General features: G+C 72.0%; 19 protein-coding genes and 1 tRNA gene. 8 read left to right on the top strand and 12 right to left on the bottom strand.

Translation table 11 applies throughout. From position 1 onward, the window contains the following. Window positions 1-208: 208 nt before the first annotated feature. Together AB0B20_RS26975 and AB0B20_RS26970 are read left to right on the top strand one after the other, a co-directional pair. A complete protein-coding gene (locus AB0B20_RS26975; RefSeq protein WP_357389561.1) occupies window positions 209-832 on the top strand; it encodes a DUF6230 family protein in 624 nt (207 codons plus the stop codon). A 77-nt stretch (window positions 833-909) separates the two neighbouring features. Beyond that, window positions 910-2,469 (top strand): DUF6114 domain-containing protein, encoded by a 1,560-nt coding sequence (locus AB0B20_RS26970; protein ID WP_357474488.1) that lies wholly within the window; start codon window positions 910-912, stop codon window positions 2,467-2,469. Between the two features lie 45 nt (window positions 2,470-2,514). Here the strand turns inward: AB0B20_RS26970 and AB0B20_RS26965 are convergent, their stop codons facing one another. Then, on the bottom strand, window positions 2,515-4,185 hold the full coding sequence (locus AB0B20_RS26965; RefSeq protein WP_357474485.1) for a DUF885 domain-containing protein: 1,671 nt from the start codon (window positions 4,183-4,185) through the stop codon (window positions 2,515-2,517). 73 nt (window positions 4,186-4,258) lie between these two features. Here AB0B20_RS26965 and AB0B20_RS26960 point away from each other — a divergent pair, with 73 nt between their 5' ends. Next, window positions 4,259-5,233, top strand: a complete 975-nt coding sequence (locus tag AB0B20_RS26960; protein ID WP_357474482.1) for a DMT family transporter — start codon at window positions 4,259-4,261, stop codon at window positions 5,231-5,233. A 3-nt stretch (window positions 5,234-5,236) separates the two neighbouring features. Here the strand turns inward: AB0B20_RS26960 and AB0B20_RS26955 are convergent, their stop codons facing one another. Both AB0B20_RS26955 and AB0B20_RS26950 read right to left on the bottom strand, forming a co-directional pair. Beyond that, window positions 5,237-6,307 carry a PHP domain-containing protein gene (locus tag AB0B20_RS26955; protein WP_357474479.1) on the bottom strand — a complete coding sequence of 357 codons (1,071 nt, stop codon included), beginning with the start codon at window positions 6,305-6,307 and terminating at the stop codon, window positions 5,237-5,239. 48 nt (window positions 6,308-6,355) lie between these two features. Continuing rightward, on the bottom strand, window positions 6,356-7,099 hold the full coding sequence (locus AB0B20_RS26950; protein ID WP_357474476.1) for a M23 family metallopeptidase: 744 nt from the start codon (window positions 7,097-7,099) through the stop codon (window positions 6,356-6,358). A gap of 171 nt (window positions 7,100-7,270) precedes the next feature. Here AB0B20_RS26950 and AB0B20_RS26945 point away from each other — a divergent pair, with 171 nt between their 5' ends. From AB0B20_RS26945 to AB0B20_RS26930, 4 genes are all read left to right on the top strand, one after another. Next, a complete protein-coding gene (locus tag AB0B20_RS26945) occupies window positions 7,271-7,567 on the top strand; it encodes a hypothetical protein (protein WP_357474510.1) in 297 nt (98 codons plus the stop codon). Window positions 7,568-7,639: 72 nt separating this feature from the next. After that, window positions 7,640-7,810 (top strand): hypothetical protein, encoded by a 171-nt coding sequence (locus AB0B20_RS26940; protein WP_018786529.1) that lies wholly within the window; start codon window positions 7,640-7,642, stop codon window positions 7,808-7,810. A gap of 121 nt (window positions 7,811-7,931) precedes the next feature. Continuing rightward, the gene (locus tag AB0B20_RS26935; RefSeq protein WP_357389549.1) at window positions 7,932-8,456 is read left to right on the top strand and encodes a tRNA adenosine deaminase-associated protein; all 525 of its coding nucleotides are present in this window, start codon (window positions 7,932-7,934) and stop codon (window positions 8,454-8,456) included. A gap of 178 nt (window positions 8,457-8,634) precedes the next feature. Further along, window positions 8,635-9,078: a nucleoside deaminase gene (locus AB0B20_RS26930; protein ID WP_357474507.1), complete on the top strand. Its 444-nt coding sequence runs from the start codon at window positions 8,635-8,637 to the stop codon at window positions 9,076-9,078. A gap of 11 nt (window positions 9,079-9,089) precedes the next feature. Here the strand turns inward: AB0B20_RS26930 and AB0B20_RS26925 are convergent, their stop codons facing one another. The 3 genes from AB0B20_RS26925 to deoD form a co-directional block, all read right to left on the bottom strand. Beyond that, window positions 9,090-9,557 (bottom strand): thioesterase family protein, encoded by a 468-nt coding sequence (locus AB0B20_RS26925; protein ID WP_357389547.1) that lies wholly within the window; start codon window positions 9,555-9,557, stop codon window positions 9,090-9,092. Then, window positions 9,554-10,192, bottom strand: coding sequence for a TetR/AcrR family transcriptional regulator (locus tag AB0B20_RS26920; protein ID WP_357474473.1), 639 nt, complete (start codon window positions 10,190-10,192; stop codon window positions 9,554-9,556). The genes AB0B20_RS26925 and AB0B20_RS26920 overlap by 4 nt, the downstream gene beginning before the upstream one ends. 112 nt (window positions 10,193-10,304) lie before the next feature. Next, entirely contained in the window at window positions 10,305-11,012 is a 708-nt protein-coding gene (gene deoD / locus AB0B20_RS26915; RefSeq protein WP_357389543.1) for a purine-nucleoside phosphorylase, read from the bottom strand. A 75-nt stretch (window positions 11,013-11,087) separates the two neighbouring features. Here deoD and AB0B20_RS26910 point away from each other — a divergent pair. Next, a tRNA-Ser gene (locus tag AB0B20_RS26910) sits at window positions 11,088-11,174 on the top strand. 64 nt (window positions 11,175-11,238) lie between these two features. Here AB0B20_RS26910 and AB0B20_RS26905 read toward each other — a convergent pair. The 6 genes from AB0B20_RS26905 to AB0B20_RS26880 all read right to left on the bottom strand — a co-directional run bounded on the left by AB0B20_RS26905 (window position 11,239) and on the right by AB0B20_RS26880 (window position 15,573). Continuing rightward, window positions 11,239-11,823 (bottom strand): SigE family RNA polymerase sigma factor, encoded by a 585-nt coding sequence (locus tag AB0B20_RS26905; protein ID WP_357474470.1) that lies wholly within the window; start codon window positions 11,821-11,823, stop codon window positions 11,239-11,241. After that, window positions 11,820-12,431, bottom strand: coding sequence for a permease-like cell division protein FtsX (locus AB0B20_RS26900; RefSeq protein WP_357474467.1), 612 nt, complete (start codon window positions 12,429-12,431; stop codon window positions 11,820-11,822). Before AB0B20_RS26900 ends, AB0B20_RS26905 begins: the two co-directional genes overlap by 4 nt. 86 nt (window positions 12,432-12,517) lie before the next feature. Further along, the gene (locus AB0B20_RS26895; protein ID WP_357474464.1) at window positions 12,518-13,039 is read right to left on the bottom strand and encodes a hypothetical protein; all 522 of its coding nucleotides are present in this window, start codon (window positions 13,037-13,039) and stop codon (window positions 12,518-12,520) included. After that, window positions 13,036-13,650 carry a hypothetical protein gene (locus tag AB0B20_RS26890; RefSeq protein WP_357474461.1) on the bottom strand — a complete coding sequence of 205 codons (615 nt, stop codon included), beginning with the start codon at window positions 13,648-13,650 and terminating at the stop codon, window positions 13,036-13,038. The genes AB0B20_RS26895 and AB0B20_RS26890 overlap by 4 nt, the downstream gene beginning before the upstream one ends. A 51-nt stretch (window positions 13,651-13,701) precedes the next feature. Next, the gene (locus tag AB0B20_RS26885; protein ID WP_357474458.1) at window positions 13,702-14,214 is read right to left on the bottom strand and encodes an NUDIX hydrolase; all 513 of its coding nucleotides are present in this window, start codon (window positions 14,212-14,214) and stop codon (window positions 13,702-13,704) included. 21 nt (window positions 14,215-14,235) lie between these two features. Then, window positions 14,236-15,573 carry a DNA-binding protein gene (locus AB0B20_RS26880; protein WP_357474455.1) on the bottom strand — a complete coding sequence of 446 codons (1,338 nt, stop codon included), beginning with the start codon at window positions 15,571-15,573 and terminating at the stop codon, window positions 14,236-14,238. Window positions 15,574-15,619: the final 46 nt, after the last annotated feature.

The following is a 15,619-nucleotide window of genomic DNA, read 5'->3' as shown; positions in this document are numbered from 1 at the left end:
CGTCCCGCCTGGGCTGGCGTTTCGTGACGCCGGGTCACCTCGCGCTCCTGGCCCCGTATTACCGCCCGGTAATCGGGGGGTTGTGAGCTACACCGCATCGGGTGCACGATCAGGCTCGATCGTTACCCGTCGGTAACAGAGGGGCGGGTCCAGCGCGTGCCACCGGTTCCCCACCGGCCGCCGCGCACATTCGTTCGAGGAGGAACCCGTGCAGAATCGGCTCGACAACCAGGGTCGTACCCGGTGGCGGCGCTTCGCCGCCATGATCGTGCCCACCACGGCCGCCGCCGGTGCCATCCTGTTCGGCATGTCGACCGGCGCCATCGCCTCCGACATCACCGTGTCCGGGCAGACGTTCAAGATCGGCGCCGACCGCCTGGAGGGTGAGGGCTTCAAGCAGTACGGCGGCATCGTCCGCGAGAAGGGCGAGAACGGCAAGGCCGGCGCGACGCACCCGGTCGCGATGGCCGAGATCAGCAGCGCCGAGCTGTACAAGCTCTGCCAGTCCGTCCGCGCCGACCTGCCCGGCCTGCCGGTGGTGCTCACCATCAACGCCGGTGACGGCAAGGACCCGGCCCGGGCCAAGGACCTCGTGATCGCGATGGACTCGCTCGAGGGCAACGCGACCTTCACGAACATCCAGATCGGCCGCGACGCCAGCGACCTCAACCCGACGGCGCAGCGGGGCTCCTTCGGCCAGAACTCCGACCGGGTGACCATCCGCGACCTGAAGCAGGTCTCCCGCTACACCACCTCCTCGACGTTCAACCTGGTCGGGCTCCGGCTCAAGGTCAACGTGGGTGACGACGCCAAGGGCAAGGAGTGCTTCTGAGCTGAGCACGGCCCGCGGTGGCCGACCACCGCGGGCCCGCCCCACCGTTCCCGTTCCCGCTCCGCCAGGAGGAGTACGTGACAACCGTCGACCCGTCCCACACCCGGACCGGCACCGCGGCCCGGGCGTGGCGGACCTTCCGCCGCTGGCAGCGGAGCCGGCCGTTCTGGGGTGGCCTGTTCATCATCCTGGCCGGGGTGGAGATGCTCGCCTCCACCCGGTTGACCCTCAACGGACTGAGCTTCAGCAGCGGAGCCACCGGCCTGCTCGCCCTGCTGATCCCGGCCATCCTGGTGACCTGCGGCGTGCTGCTCTGGCTCAGCCCGGCGCAGCGGCTGTTCTACTCGATCGTCGCCGCGATCACCACCATCTACTCGCTGATCGGGCTCAACCTCGGCGGCTTCTTCCTCGGCCTGCTGTTCGGCATCGTGGGCAGCGCCCTCGCCTTCGCCTGGGTGCCGGCCCGTCCGGCCGCTCCCGGCACGGAGGAGTCCGCCGCCGGCGCGGAGGAGTCCGCCGCCGAGACCGACGACGAGCGCGCCGCCGGAACCGACGCCGAGCCCGACACCGTCGTGGACGCGCAGCCGGTGGACGAACCAGCCGCGGACGAGCGGCCGACAGTCGAGGTGCCGGCCGGAGTACGACCGGCCGTCGAGCAGCCGACTGCCGAGTGGCCGGGCGGGGAGCGGCCGGTCCCTCGGCAGTCGGTGAACGGGAAGCCCGCCGGATCCGACGGCGGTCCGCCGGAGTGGGCGGGCCGCTCTGCGGACCCGCGCGCCTTCGGCATCGTCCTCGTGGTGCTCGGCCTCGCCACCGCAGGCCTGGCCGTACAGCCGAGGGCGGTGCAGGCCGCCCCGAACAAGCCCGCCGCGAGCGCCTGCCCGTCGAAGCCCGCCACGCCGGCGCCCGGCGCGAGCGCGCCCACGGCGACGCCCACCCCGTCGCCGAGTGCGAGCCCGACGCGGGAGGGCAACATCATCACCGACTTCTTCGACGGGATCGGTGACCTGTTCAAGGGCAGCAGCAAGAAGAGCGAGACGCCCTCGCCCACACCGACCGCGAGCGGATCGGCGGCCCCGACGAGCAAGCCGTCGACCCGGCCCGGATCGGCTGACTGCCCGGCGCCGGACAAGCCCGGCAAGGTGGACCCGGCGAAGCCCGGCAAAGTGGAACCGGGCAAGCCGCTGCCGCGGATCGCCGCCGACCCGAGCCTGCCGAAGGTGGCCCAGACGCCGTCGAAGCTCACCGGCACCAAGGTGACGATGACCGGGCTGCGGTTCGAGGGGATCACCGACCTGCAGACCGAGCGGGGCGCGCTCAAGGTGCTGAAGTTCAGCATGAAGGAAGCCGTGACCGACGACTTCCTGCTGGTCGCCGACGGCCCGCGCGGCCGCACCCAGCGGTACGCGACCGACCGGCTCACGGTCCGCGACGACGTCGCGTTCTACTGCACCCGGTTCGTCGGCAAGCTCGCCGGCATCAAGCTGACGCTCACCCCGGACCTGCCGTTCCCGGACGGCCTGCCGGTCACGCTGCCCATCCCGGTGACGTTCACCGACCCGGTCATCGACCTGGCGTACGTCACCAGCGACACGCTCACCGGCCGGCCCACGTTGCGGCTGACGCTCGGCGCCTGACCGGACGGGTGCCGGCGATAGTCATCGCCGGCGCCCGCCACCGGCTCAGAGCCGGGCCAGCGCCTTGCGCAGCGGGTCCAGTCCCAGCGAGCCCAGGTCGAGTGCCTGGCGGTGGAACTCCTTGAGATCGAAGTCGGCGCCCTTGCGCGCCTTCGCGTCCTCCCGGGCCTGCAACCAGATCCGCTCGCCCACCTTGTACGACGGCGCCTGACCGGGCCAGCCCAGGTAGCGGTTCAGCTCGAAGCGCAGGTTCTCGTCCGGCACCCGGCAGTGCGCGCGCATGAACTCCCAGCCCAGCTCCGGCGTCCACCGCTCGCCCGGGTGGAAGCCGAACGGGTTGTCCTTCGGGATCTCCAGCTCCAGGTGCATGCCGATGTCCACGATGACCCGGGCCGCGCGCAGCGCCTGCCCGTCGAGCATGCCGAGCCGGTCACCGGGGTCGGCGAGGTAGCCCAGCTCGTCCATCAGCCGCTCGGAGTAGAGCGCCCAGCCCTCGCCGTGCCCGGAGACCCAGCACAGCAGCCGCTGCCAGCGGTTGAGCAGGTCGGCCCGGACGGCCGTCTGGGCGACCTGGAGGTGGTGACCCGGCACGCCCTCGTGGTAGACGGTGGTCACCTCGCGCCAGGTGGAGAAGTCGGTGATGCCCTGCGGCACCGCCCACCACATCCGCCCCGGCCGGGAGAAGTCCTCGCTCGGCCCGGTGTAGTAGATCGCGCCGTCGCTCGTCGGCGCGAGGCAGCACTCGATCCGGCGTACCTGCTCGGGGATGTCGAAGTGGGTGCCGTTCAGGTCGCTGACCGCCTGGTCGGCGAGCGCCTGCATCCAGTCCCGGAACGCCTCCTTGCCGCGTACCGTCCGCGCCGGGTCGGCGTCGAGCACGCGTACCGCGTCGTCGATCGACGCGCCGCGACCGGCGATGCGCGCGGCCACCGCCCGCATCTCGGCCTCCAGCCGGGCCAGCTCCGCGAAGCCCCAGGCGTACGTCTCGTCCAGATCGACAGTCGCGCCGAGGAAGTACTGGGAGGCCAGTTCGTAGCGTTCCCGCCCGGCGGCCTGCTTCTCCCGCCCGGCCGGCGCCAGCTCGGTGCGCAGGAACTGCCCGAACTCGGCGGTGGCGGCGGTCGCGGCGGCGGCGCCCTTGCGCAGCTCCGCGCCGAGCGCGCCGTCGGCGTCGAGCCGCTCGACCAGCCCGTGGAAGAAGTTGTCGCCCTCCGGGTCGACCCACACGTCGCACTGCTTGGCGACCTCGACGAGCTGCACCTGTGAGCTGACCCGGCCCGCGGCGGCGGCCTCGCGCAGCGTGCGCTTGTAGCCGTCCAGTGTGGACGCGAAGCGGTTGAGCCGGGCGGCCACGTTCGCCCGGGCCTCCTCGCCGTCGGTCGGCATGAGGTCGAAGACCATCCGGATCTCGTGCAGGCCGCTGGAGATCACGTTGACCTCGCTGCCGGTCTCGCCCGCGTCGTGGCGGGCCAGCTCCAGGCCGAGGCGCTCCTGCATGGCCTCCTGGGCGGTCCGCTCCGCCTCGGTCTCCGGCTCGGTCACGTCGAGTTCGCCGAGCGTACGGCGGGCCAGCTCGGCTCGGGCCGCGTAGCCCTCGGGCGACAGGTCGTCGAGCTGGTCGTCGTAGCCGGCGATGCCGACGTAGGTGGCACCGGTCGGGCTCAGCGGGGCCCACTCGGCCACGTACCGGTTGGCGAGGTCATCGATTCGTCCCACGAGGCGACCCTACGTGACCGCGCATCCGGAATACCGCGCGACTTCGTCGTACCCCTGCGGCAGAGTGTCAGGGGTGAACGTCGAGATCACTCCTGACCGGGCACCGGTGCGGGCCTGGTTGCCCGGCTTCGTCGCGCTCGCCGCCATCTGGGGTTCCAGTTTCCTGTTCATCAAGGTCGGCGTGACCGAGCTGCACCCCGTGCACCTCACCCTCTACCGGGTGGCCACCGGCGCGCTGACGCTGCTCGTGGTGCTGGCCGTGCTGCGCGACCGGCTGCCCCGCGACCTCCGGGTCTGGGCGCACATGCTCGTGGTGGCCGCGTTCGGCGTCGCCGTGCCGTTCACGCTGTTCGGCTACGGCGAGCAGCGGGTCGAGTCGATGCTCGCCGGCATCTGGAACGCCACCACACCGCTGATCGTGCTGCCGCTGGCGGTGCTGGTGTTCCGCACCGAGCGGCTCACCTCCCGGCGGGCGGTCGGGCTGGGGCTGGGCTTCGCCGGTGTGCTCGTGGTGCTCGGCGTCTGGGAGGGCGTCGGCGGCGCCCACTTCGTCGGCCAGCTCATGTGCTTCGGCGCGGCGGCCTGTTACGGGCTGGCCATTCCTTACCAGAAGAGGTTCGTCGCGGGTAGTGCGTACTCCGGGCTGTCGCTGTCGGCGGCCCAGCTGCTGGTGGCGACCGCGCAGCTCGCGCTGGTCGCGCCGTTCGCCGGGACGCCGCCGTCACCGACCGGCCTCTCCCCGCGCGTGGTCGCGAGCGTGCTGGCGCTGGGCGCGCTCGGCACCGGCCTCGCCTTCGTCATCAACATGCGCAACATCCGGCTGGCCGGGGCGAGCACGGCGTCTACCGTGACATACCTGGTCCCGGTGTTCGCGGTGCTCGTCGGCGCGGTGGTGCTGGGCGAGCGGATGAACTGGCACCAGCCTGTGGGCGCGTTCGTGGTGCTCGTCGGCGTGGCTGTCGCGCAGGGCCTGTTCGGGCGGCGCCGCCGTCGCCCGGAGGCGGTGGCGCCCGCCGTCCCCGCCGCCGAACCGGCCACCCGGGGCTGACCCTCAGCTCCGGCCGGCGGTCCACTTCACCAGGCGGTCGGCGGTCCAGGTGTTCACCACCCGCTTTGCCGGCACGCCGCACAGCGCGGCCCGCTCGCAGCCGAAACGCTGCCAGTCGAGCTGACCCGGGGCGTGCGCGTCGGTGTCGATGGCGAACCGGCACCCGGCCTCCAGCGCGAGGCGGATCAGCCGCTTCGGCGGGTCCTGCCGCTCCGGCCGGGAGTTGATCTCGACGGCCACGTCGTGCTCTGCGCAGGCGGCGAAGACGGCGTCCGCGTCGAAGTCGCTCTCCTTGCGGGTACGCGCCCGGTGCCCCCGGTCGCCGGGCCCGGTCACCCCGGCGGGCCGGGAGGAGACCATCCGGCCGGTGCAGTGACCGAGGATGTCCAGGTGCGGGTTCGCGATCGCGGTCAGCATCCGGCGGGTCATCTTCGCCCGGTCGTCGTTCAGGCCGCTGTGCACCGAGCCGACCACCACGTCCAGGCGGGCCAGCAGATCCTCGTCCTGGTCGAGCGAGCCGTCGGCGAGGATGTCCACCTCGATGCCGGTGAGGATGCGGAAGCCCTTCGGCAGCGCCTCGTTGACGGCGGCGACGTGGTCGAGCTGCTCGCGCAGCCGCTCGGCGGTCAGGCCCCGGGCCACTGTGAGCCGGGGCGAGTGGTCGGTGAGCACCATGTACTCGTGGCCCAGCTCGACCGCGGCCAGCGCCATCTCCTCGATCGGTGAGCCGCCGTCGGACCAGTCCGAGTGGGTGTGGCAGTCGCCGCGCAGCGCGTCCCGCAGCTTCGCCGCCGCCTCGTCCAGGTCGGTGCCCTCGGTCGCCATCAGCCGGCGCAGATAGACCGGTTCCTCGCCGGCCAGCGACTCGGCCACGCAGCGGGCGGTGACGTCACCGACGCCGGACAGCTCGGTCAGCTTGCCGGTGCGGGCCCGCTCGGCCACCTCCGTGGCGGGCAGCGCGCCGAGCGTCTTGGCCGCCGACCGGAACGCCCGGACCCGGTATGTGGCCTCGTTGGCCCGTTCCAGCAGGAACGCGATCCGGCGCAGGTCGGCGAGGGGATCCCGGGCAGTCATGTCCTGGAACCTACGCGCTCACGCCGTCCGGCGGGTGGCCCCGCACCGTCAGCCGCCGCTGGTGGACCGGCCGGGCGCGGCCGGGCAGCCGTGCTTGCGCTGCCAGGCGGTGATCTCGGCGACCGGCGAGCGGTTGCCGCCCTTGCGCCAGGAGTTCAGGTACGGCGCCGGCCAGACCACGCCCCGGCGGATCCACCAGTCGTCGGCGCCGGTGCACTTCGGGGAGAGCCCGAAGTGCAGGTGGCAGACGTTGTTGGCGTTACCCGTACGGCCCACCTCGCCGAGCTGCTGCCCGGCACGCACCCGTACCCCGGCGTCCACGCCGGCGGTGATCGCGCTCAGGTGCGAGCCGTAGTAGCGCACGCCGTCGTCGCCGAGCAGCGACACGGAGAGCCCGCCGTTGTTCGGGCCCAGCGGCCCGCGCCTGTCGAACCGGTCGACGCGGCTCACCTCCAGCACCACGCCGTCGGTGACCGCCACCACCGGTTCCCCGCAGTCGGCGAACACGTCGGTGCCCGGGTAGCCGCCGTGCGTCGGGTGGTAGTCGACGTCGCCGGCCCGTACCGGGAAGACCCGCTTCACGTCGGCGCGCGACGGCGACGGCGCGGCGGACGAGGAACCGACCGGCGGCGCCGTCGGGTCGGCGGGCTGCGCGGCGGTCGCCACCGGGCTCGGCTCCTGCCACCTGTCGGCACGCCCGGCCGGGGTGCCGCACCCGGCGGTGAGCGCCGCCACGAGCAGCACTACCGGGTACGCCGGCAGCGTGCGGCGTCCGATCGATGGCGAGCGCATCCGGTCATCCTGACAGACCACTACCGTAGGGACGAAAGCCGAACGCGGGACCGATGGTCCGGAGAGGGGGCGGCGGTGACGCACGGATGGCACGGCGGACCCGAGGGGACCGGTCCGGGGGCGTTCCCGCCACCGCGTACGCCCTCGGGGCTGTTCCCGTCGCACACGTCGATGCGGCCCAGCTACCGCGAGCCGTACCCGGTCACCGGCACCGGCGTGGCGGTCGGCGCGCTCGTCTCGTTCGCCTGGCTGCTGCTGTTCGGGCTGTTCGGCGGCGGCGTGGCCGGCTACGCCTGGTGGACGCTGCTGGCCGGCGGTCTGGCGTGGGTGGCCGCCGCGGTGCTGGTCCGTCACGGCGACCGGGGGGTGGCGACCGGCGTGGCGATCGTCACCGCGGGTGGCTGGAGCATCGCCGCGGCGATAGTCGTGACCAGGTGGGCGCAGACCGGAGACTGGCCGCTCTGGTGACCTTCGGTGCCGGTCTCGCTGCGTAGCGAAGGCCACCTTGACGTACGCGCGAGGACGGTCCACCCTCGCGGTATGGCCTGGACCACACCGCCGCGGCTCGACCCCGATCGGAGCCGCCGTCGCCTGCAACTCCTCGCCGAGTTGGCCGGTGCCCGTGCGGTACAGCAGCGCCAGCGGCCGCAGCGGGCCCGCACCGAGCGGCTGCGCCAACTCATCGCCACCCGCCGGCGCGTCGTCGGCTGACCAGCTTTCTCTCTCAGAACGGCCGGTTCATCCGGGGCGTTGACCGCTCGCCCGCCGACCCGACCGGTTAACGTGCATCGCGTGACGTGTCGGCGTGCTGCCGAGCCAATTTGGGGGGACCGTGTCGTACTTCGCTGCTGCCGTGGCGCGCGTCGACGGCGGCTGGACCGCCGGTGAGGTGAGCCTGCGGGGCGTCACCGACATCGAGGAGGTCGCCGACCGGCTGCGCGACGTCGAGCCGGACGCCGACCTGTCGCTGCTGTTCGTCGAGGCCGACGACACGTACCTGGTCCTCCTGCGTCTGGACGAGGGAGAGGACCTGCGGGTCTTCGGCTCGGACTCGGCGTACGCGGAGGAGTCCCGGCTGGGCGCGCTGCTCGTCGGTGACCTGAAGACCTCGGTGACCGGGCTGGAGGAGGTCGACGAGCCGCGCGCCTCCGGCGGCGACGACGAGACCGAACAACCCGCTGTGGACCCGGAGGCCGACCCGGTGGGCGACGCGGACCTCCTCGCCGACCTGGGCATCCCGGCGCAGAAGCTGCTGGCGCTCTGCGCGCACGAGGGCTCCATGCCGGCCGATGTGACATCCGAGATCTGCCAGGTACTGGGCTGTGTGGACGAGGTCGAGGAGCTGCGTGAGGTCTGAGCCCGGGGAGTCCCTGACGCCCGGCGCCGCCGAACCGGCCGACGCGACCGATCCGGCGCTGGAGACCGTACGCCCGGGGCAGCCCACCCCCGGCCGGGCCGGGCGTGCCGGTCCCGGCGCGGACGAGACGCTCGCCGACCCGGGCGCGATCGGCCGCCGGCAGCGGCACGAGCTGTGGATGCGCCGTGCCCTTGAGATCGCGGTGACCGGCCCGGACGGCCCGGCGGCCGACCGCGGCGCCGACGACGTGCCGGTCGGCGCGGTGCTCTACGGCCCCGACGGCGCCGAACTGGCGGTCGGCCGCAACGAGCGGGAGCTGACCGGCGACCCGACGGCGCACGCCGAGGTGCTGGCGTTGCGCCGGGCCGCGCGGCGGCTGGGCCGCTGGCGGCTGGACGACTGCACGCTCGTGGTGACGCTCGAACCGTGCACCATGTGCGCCGGGGCGATCGCGCTGGCCCGCGTCTCGACAGTGGTGTTCGGCGCCTGGGAACCCAAGACGGGCGCCGTCGGGTCGCTCTGGGACGTGTTGCGCGACCGCCGCGTCACGCACCGCCCCGAGGTGTACGGCGGCGTGCTGGAACGCGAGAGCGCGGCGTTGCTGCGCGCGTTCTTCCGCTGAGGGTTCTCGGCTCAGGCGCTTGCCGGCGCGGGGCGCAGCAGCGTCGCGGCCACCCCCTGGGCGACCTCGGTCCAGGCGGTCGGGCGCAGCGTGGCGGGGTCGAGCCGGACGATCGACCGGGTGCCGGTGGCGTGCACTGTGGCGCCGTCGGTCGAGCGGAACTCGAAGGCGTAGCGGGCGCTGCTGGCGCCGAAGTGCTCCAGCCAGAAGTGCACAGCCACCGCGCCGACGCCGATGACCGGCGCCCGATAGGTGATGGTGAACTCCCGGACGGCGTGGAACACGTCGGGTGTCGCGTGCACGTCGCCCCGGAAGGCGACGCCCCGCTCCGCCCAGTAGGGCGTCAGCGCGCGTTCCAGCAGCACGGCGTAGCGCGCGTTGTGCAGGATGCCCATCGCGTCCAGATCGTCGAAGTGCACCGGCACGTGCTCGACGTGCCCGAACTCGGCGACCGGCAGGTCGGCGGTGGTGTGGCTCATGACTGGCCTTCCGGTAGCAGGGCCGGATCCGGGCAGAGCGCCCGCAACCGGTTCAGCAGGCCCTGGCGGGCGTGCCGGTAGGAGGCGTCCGGGTCGAGCAGCCGAGACCGCATCACCGCGCTGATCCCCAGTGCGTCGATCTCGTACGCGAGCAGCGGCACGTCCAGGCCGGCGGGGAGCTCGCCGAGGTCGACCGCCTCCTGGACGAGGCGCTCCAGCAGTGCGGTCCACCGGGACAACGCGTCGGCGAGCCGGTCCCGGACCGGGCCGGGGCGGGCGTTGTACTCGAACTCGGTGTTGGCGAAGAAGCAGCCGCCGGGCAGCACCCGGGCGGCGTAGAACTCGATCCGGGCCTCGTGCAGCGCGTGCAGCCGGCGTACGCCCCGGGGTGCCCGCAGGGCGGGGGCGACGATCATCTCCTGCCACTGCGCCACGGCCCGGTCGACTGTGGCGAGTTGCAGCGCCTCCTTGGAGCGCCAGTGCGCGAAGAGACCGGACTTGCTCACCTCCAGCCGGTCGGCGAGCTGGGCCAGGGACAGACCGTGCAGGCCGACCTCGGTCGCCAGCGCCACCGCGGTGTCCAGCACCGCGGTGCGGGTGCGGTCGCCACGGGCGACGCGGCCGTCGGAGGTCATGCGATCAGCCTAGAGGAAACAAGCACGACCGGTCGTATTTATTTTTGTGACGACGGTAACGCGCGACCGCCCCGCCACCTTGCGGCGACGGGGCGGTCCGGGGTCGATCAGGTCAGGCGATGATGGTGTCCAGCGCGATCTCGACCATCTGGCCGAACGTCTGCTCGCGCTCCTGCGACGTGGTCTTCTCGCCGGTCTTGATGTGGTCGCTGACGGTCAGGATGGTCAGCGCGCGGGCCTTGTAGCGCGCCGCGATCGTGTAGAGCGCCGCCGACTCCATCTCCACCGCCAGCACGCCGTAGTCGGCGAGCCGGTCGTACAGGTCCGGCCGGTCCGTGTAGAAGGCGTCCGCCGCCAGGATCGGCCCCACCCGCATGCTGATGCCGCGCCGCTCGGCCACCTCGACCGAGGTACGCAGCAACCCGAAGTCGGCCACCGGGGCGTAGTCGATCAGCCCGTCGAAGCGCATCCGGTTCATGTTCGAGTCGGTCGACGACCCGATCGCCGCCACCACGTCCCGCAGCTGCAGGTCCTCGGTCAGCGCGCCACAGGAGCCGACCCGGATCAGCGACTTCACGCCGTACTCGTTGACCAGCTCGTGCGCGTAGATCGAGGCGGACGGCATACCCATGCCGGAACCCTGGACGGACACGTCGACACCGTTCCACCGGCCGGTGAAGCCCAGCATGCCGCGCACCGTCGTGTAGCAGCGGGCCCCCTCCAGGTAGGTCTCCGCGATCCACTTGGCCCGCAGCGGGTCGCCCGGCATCAGGACCCGCTCGGCGATCTCTCCCGGCTCAGCGCCGATGTGCGTACTCATGGCAAAGATCCTGCCAGGCCGGGCCGAGGGATACCGGTTCGGCGTCCAACCCGGCGGTCCTGTACCCTCGTCGGCGGTGGCGTGTCCGAGTGGCCTAAGGAGCACGCCTCGAAAGCGTGTGAGGGTTTACGCCCTCCGCGGGTTCAAATCCCGCCGCCACCGCTCGTGAACAGCGAGAAAGCCCGGTCGATCCGCGAGGATCGCACCGGGCTTTCCGCGTTCCGGGTCAACTCCCGGTGAAGTCGTCGCCGAGCAATGCGCGGATCCGGCCCAACGCCCGGGCGTCCCGCATCTTCACCGCCGACGCGGAGATGCCGAGGATCTTGGCGACGGTGGCGACGCTCTGGTCCTCCCAGTGCCGCAGCACCACTATCGCCTGGTCCCGGATCGGCAGCGTCGCCAGTGCGGTCATCAACGCGACGTGCAGGTCCGTCGCCGCCGCCGGTTCCGGCCGCTCGGGCAGGTCGGCGCAGACCACCTCGGTGCCGCTGCGCCGGTTCCGCTGGTCGAAGACGGCGTTCATGAGCACCCGGCGGCTGTACGCGTCGAGGTTCGCGGTGTGCCGGATCCGGGTCCACGAGGCGTACATCCGGGTGAACGTGATCTGGGTCAGATCCTGGGCGAGGTGCCAGTCCCGGCACATGAGGTAGGCGATGCGTCTCAGCCGGGGTGCGGTCGCCGCGACGAACGCGCTGAAGTCGTCGTCCCGGGTGCTGCGCTCACGCCTGCGGGCGGCGCTCCACCGGGCCAGCGGACCGGCCGGGCGTTCGACGGACGGTGTCGCGCGTACGTCGATCTGCCCGCTGGTCACTCACCCTCCCCGGACCCGGAGCGCGCCGGGCACGGACCGCCCAGGATCTGATCGACGCCGTCCCGGTCGTGGAAGTTCGCCACCAGGCGGGAGTAGTCCCTCGCCTTCGTCACTGTGACCTCGAAGGACTCGGGCATCTGTTCCGGTGTGACCGCGTCGACCAGGTCCGGGCTGTTCCGGTACATCTCCTTGAATCTGGCGTACGCCTCGTCCCGGCTCTGGAACGTCACGTTCCGCACGATCGGATCCGATCGGAGCGCGTCACGCAGGTCGAGGCGCTGCCGATCGGTGATCTCCCGCCGCAGGAAGACGCGGATGTCGACCGGCTCGTCACCCCACTGCCGCTCACAGGTGGAGCCGGCGGAGGGCATCAGTGCGCCGGCCGCCACCACCGGCGGTGCCGGTTCCCTCGGTGCCGGCGTCAGGTTCAGCCCGACCACGACGGCGGCGACCGCGAGGAGACCGGTCGCCGCGCCTCCCGTGACCAGCCGGCGCCTGCGCCGCAGCGCGGTGCCCCCGGCCATGGCCTCCCGGGCCAGTTCCCCGGTCAGGGGTGCGGGTTCCACCCCGAGTGCCCGCTCGAAGAGCACATGCAGTTTCTGGTCCACAGCTCGCTCCCGGTGTCCGACGACGTCCTCTCCAAGAGACCGGTCGAGTCGCCGTATCGGTCACACCGGAGTTTTGGCGGGTCGGGTCAGCAGGGGCCGTAGCCCTCGTCGAAGAGGCGGCGGGCCCAGTCCGCGTACCCGGCGATGATCTCCCGGACGGTGACGCCGTCGTGCAGGAACAGGTACGCGCGGTCGCCGTCGCGGGCGAGCAGCCCGGCGAAGCGGTGACTGCCCGGCGGCGCCGGCAGGTCGACGGCGCCGGGGTACGCGGCGCGGGCCTCGCCCACCGGGGAGCCGGCGCTGATGCCCTCGGGTGTGCTCATCGGGTCGTCGAGCCAGAGCAGGACGAGCCGGTCGTCGACGAAGATCGGGCTGACCGAACCGTGCCCGACCAGCGCGGGCCCGCAGGCCGCCTCGTCGGCGCGCAGCACACCGCGCCGGGTCAGGTCCGCCTCGGTGTCGCCGAACCCGGCGTTGCGCAGTCCGTCCAGGCCGACCACCTGGGCCGCGCCGACCGGGCGGGTGGCCCACTGTGGATGAACGCCGCTGCCGGCTGCGGACGCGGCAACAAGCAGTGCGGCAATAAAGCCGAATTGTCGTAGTTTCATGCAATCCCCCAGTCACCAACGGGACCGGGGCGATGAGGTTGCTGGTGCTGGTCGGATTGGCGTAGTTCCCACTCCTCGGCCAGCTCGTCCCAGTAGTCGGCGGACAGTCCGCGGCGGCCGTGCGCCAGCCAGCCGTCCGTGTCATGCTCCAGATGCAGGCCCAGCTCGGCGAACGGGTCGATCCACGCGCCCGGCTCCGCGCCCAGCCGGGCCAGCGCGGTGTTGATCGGCCACTCGGTACGCGGCCGGTCCAGCGCGGCGTCGTATCGCGGACCCCAGCTCACCTCGCCACCCAGCCAGACCACCGCCGACTGGTGGCCGAGCCCGCCCGCGAACTCCGCCTCCAGGTACGCCACCGGGCCGCTCCTCGACCAGCGCGCAAGCACCTCCGCCAGTGGCGGCGAGAGCACCAGACGGAACGGACGCTCGGCGTGCGGCTCGTCGGTGGCGTAGTCCGGCAGGCCGCCGGTCAGTTCCTGCACCAGTTGCGGGGTGACAGGCAGCAGCGCGAAGTCCTGGCGGAGCGCGGCGAGCACCGCGTGGTCCAGGTCGGCGGTCTGCTCGCGCAGCAACTCGACGTCGGCGACCACGGCGCTGAGCTGGTAACTCATCCGGTCCTCTCGGCGTCCACAGGCTGTGGATGGAACATGTGTACGACGGCTTCAGGTGATTCCGTTGGTCAGGTACCTCGGGCGTCCGTCGCTCAGCGCGGCCACCGCGTGACGCAGCCGATGCCAAACGTACGGGCGAAGCAACGCCTGCGCATCAGCGAGCGCAACGAATCGAGCGTCGGCCAGTTCGCCGTCAGCCGGTTTCAACGGCTCGGCGGGCGGCAGTGCGCCGCCGTCGAAGATGAACATCAGGCTGTCGTCCCACGGGCCGTGCGGTGCCACCCAGTCCACCACCAGCAACGGTCCGACGCGCAGTTCGAGACCCAACTCCTCGCGTACCTCCCGCTCGGCGGCCAGGTGCGGCGGCTCGTTCGCCTCCGCCATGCCGCCCGGCAGGTCCCAGTCCGGCTTGTAGCGCGGATCCACCAACAGGACGTCGCCGTCACCGTTGCGCAGCAGTATGTCGGCTCCCACCCGCTTCCGGGGCTGCCGCGCGTTGCCCTCGGCGAGGTGGGCCTGCCAGGCTGCCGGATCTCGCTCGTACAGGGGACGCTCGTCGGCCATACCGACGATTGTCGGCTGTCCTCACCCCGTCGGCAGCGGCAGCGCCACCCATCTCCGCTCCCGGATGGTGTCGCGAAGCCGGTCCAGAAGCTGTGGCACGTCCGGGCACCGGACGGCATGCGACCGCAGCAGCAGTGCGAGATGTCTGAGCTGGTCGAGGACGACGGCCGAGCCCAGACCATGGGTGAGATCGACGGTCTGATGTGTCAGGTCGCACGCCTCCTCGATCCGGGCCTGCCCGACGAGCGCGGTGGCCAGGAGCATCCGGGCGAGCGCCTGACTCCGGACCCGGCCGCCCGGCCGCTCGGCGACGCTGCCGTTGAGGATGCGAAGAGCGGCCGTGACGTCACCGAGGCGAAGCAGGCAACGTGCCGACTCGATATCGAACGAGGTGCGGTCGAATGGACTCAGCCATTCGGTGGGTGCAGGTGCCGCCTCCGCGAAGGCGGACTCGGCCCGCTGAAGGGAAGCGTGGCAGTCGGCGGTGAGACCCGCTGCGGCGAGACCGCGCGCCTGCAAGGCAAGAAGACGGGCGCGTATCAGAGCACCGGCGTCCTCTTGGGCGACGGCCGCGAGCCCGTCGCTGGCATGTGAGATCGCGGCCCCCGCGTTTCCACCGTGGCAGGCGAGGTGGCTCAGGCTTCCGTGCACCTGCGCCACCAGCAGCGCATCTCTGCTGTCGACGGCGAGCGCCAAGGCGTCAAGGAAGTGCCGTCTACTCGTCGTGCTGTCACCGGAATCGTGTGCCATCCAACCGGCCATCTCGTGCAGGGCAGCGGTCGCCATGAGCACCTGCGAGGACATGGCAGGAGGACGACCTGTCGGCCTGGAGAAGGTGGCGAGGTGCGCCAGCACAGTGCTGTAGAGGTTCTTGCCGCCAACCTGACGATCTGCGGACCGGAGTGCGCGGATCAGTTGAGGACCCACCTCCACGACATCGGCTGGCACGGAGGTGTCGCCTGGCGCGGCCGGTAGTCGGAACCACAAGGTATGCGCGGGTATCCGCAGCACGCGGACCCAGTGCGCCAGTCGGTCGAGGTGCACCACCGCCGGTCCGTTCTCGATGCGGCTCAGTTGCGCCTGCGTAATCCCGAACCAGCCGGCGACCGTGGCCTGCGGCAGCGGCTGTCGCCCGTGATAGGGATGGTGACGGTAGGCGCGGACAACGCGACCGAGGTGCCGATCCGCAAGCGCATGGCGAAGCGGTTCATGGGACCAGAAGCTGGGTGGAACTTCGGGAGCAGCGACGATGCGGTCCCGCTCCGCTCGCTGACAGGGAGCGCACCGTCCCGAGTCGTTGTCGGCAGCCAGGTTGGCGCCGCAACGCGCACACCTGCTCGGCCTCGATTCCGCGATCACTCACTTATTCAACCCGCTCAGTGACTTTCGGTTATACATGCAACGC

The sequence above is a fragment of the Micromonospora sp. NPDC049151 genome, from assembly GCF_040648395.1.
In the GTDB taxonomy this organism is placed as follows: Bacteria; Actinomycetota; Actinomycetes; order Mycobacteriales; family Micromonosporaceae; genus Micromonospora.
Note: the sequence above shows the minus strand (reverse complement) of the source record. Positions and strands in the feature narration are given on the sequence as shown.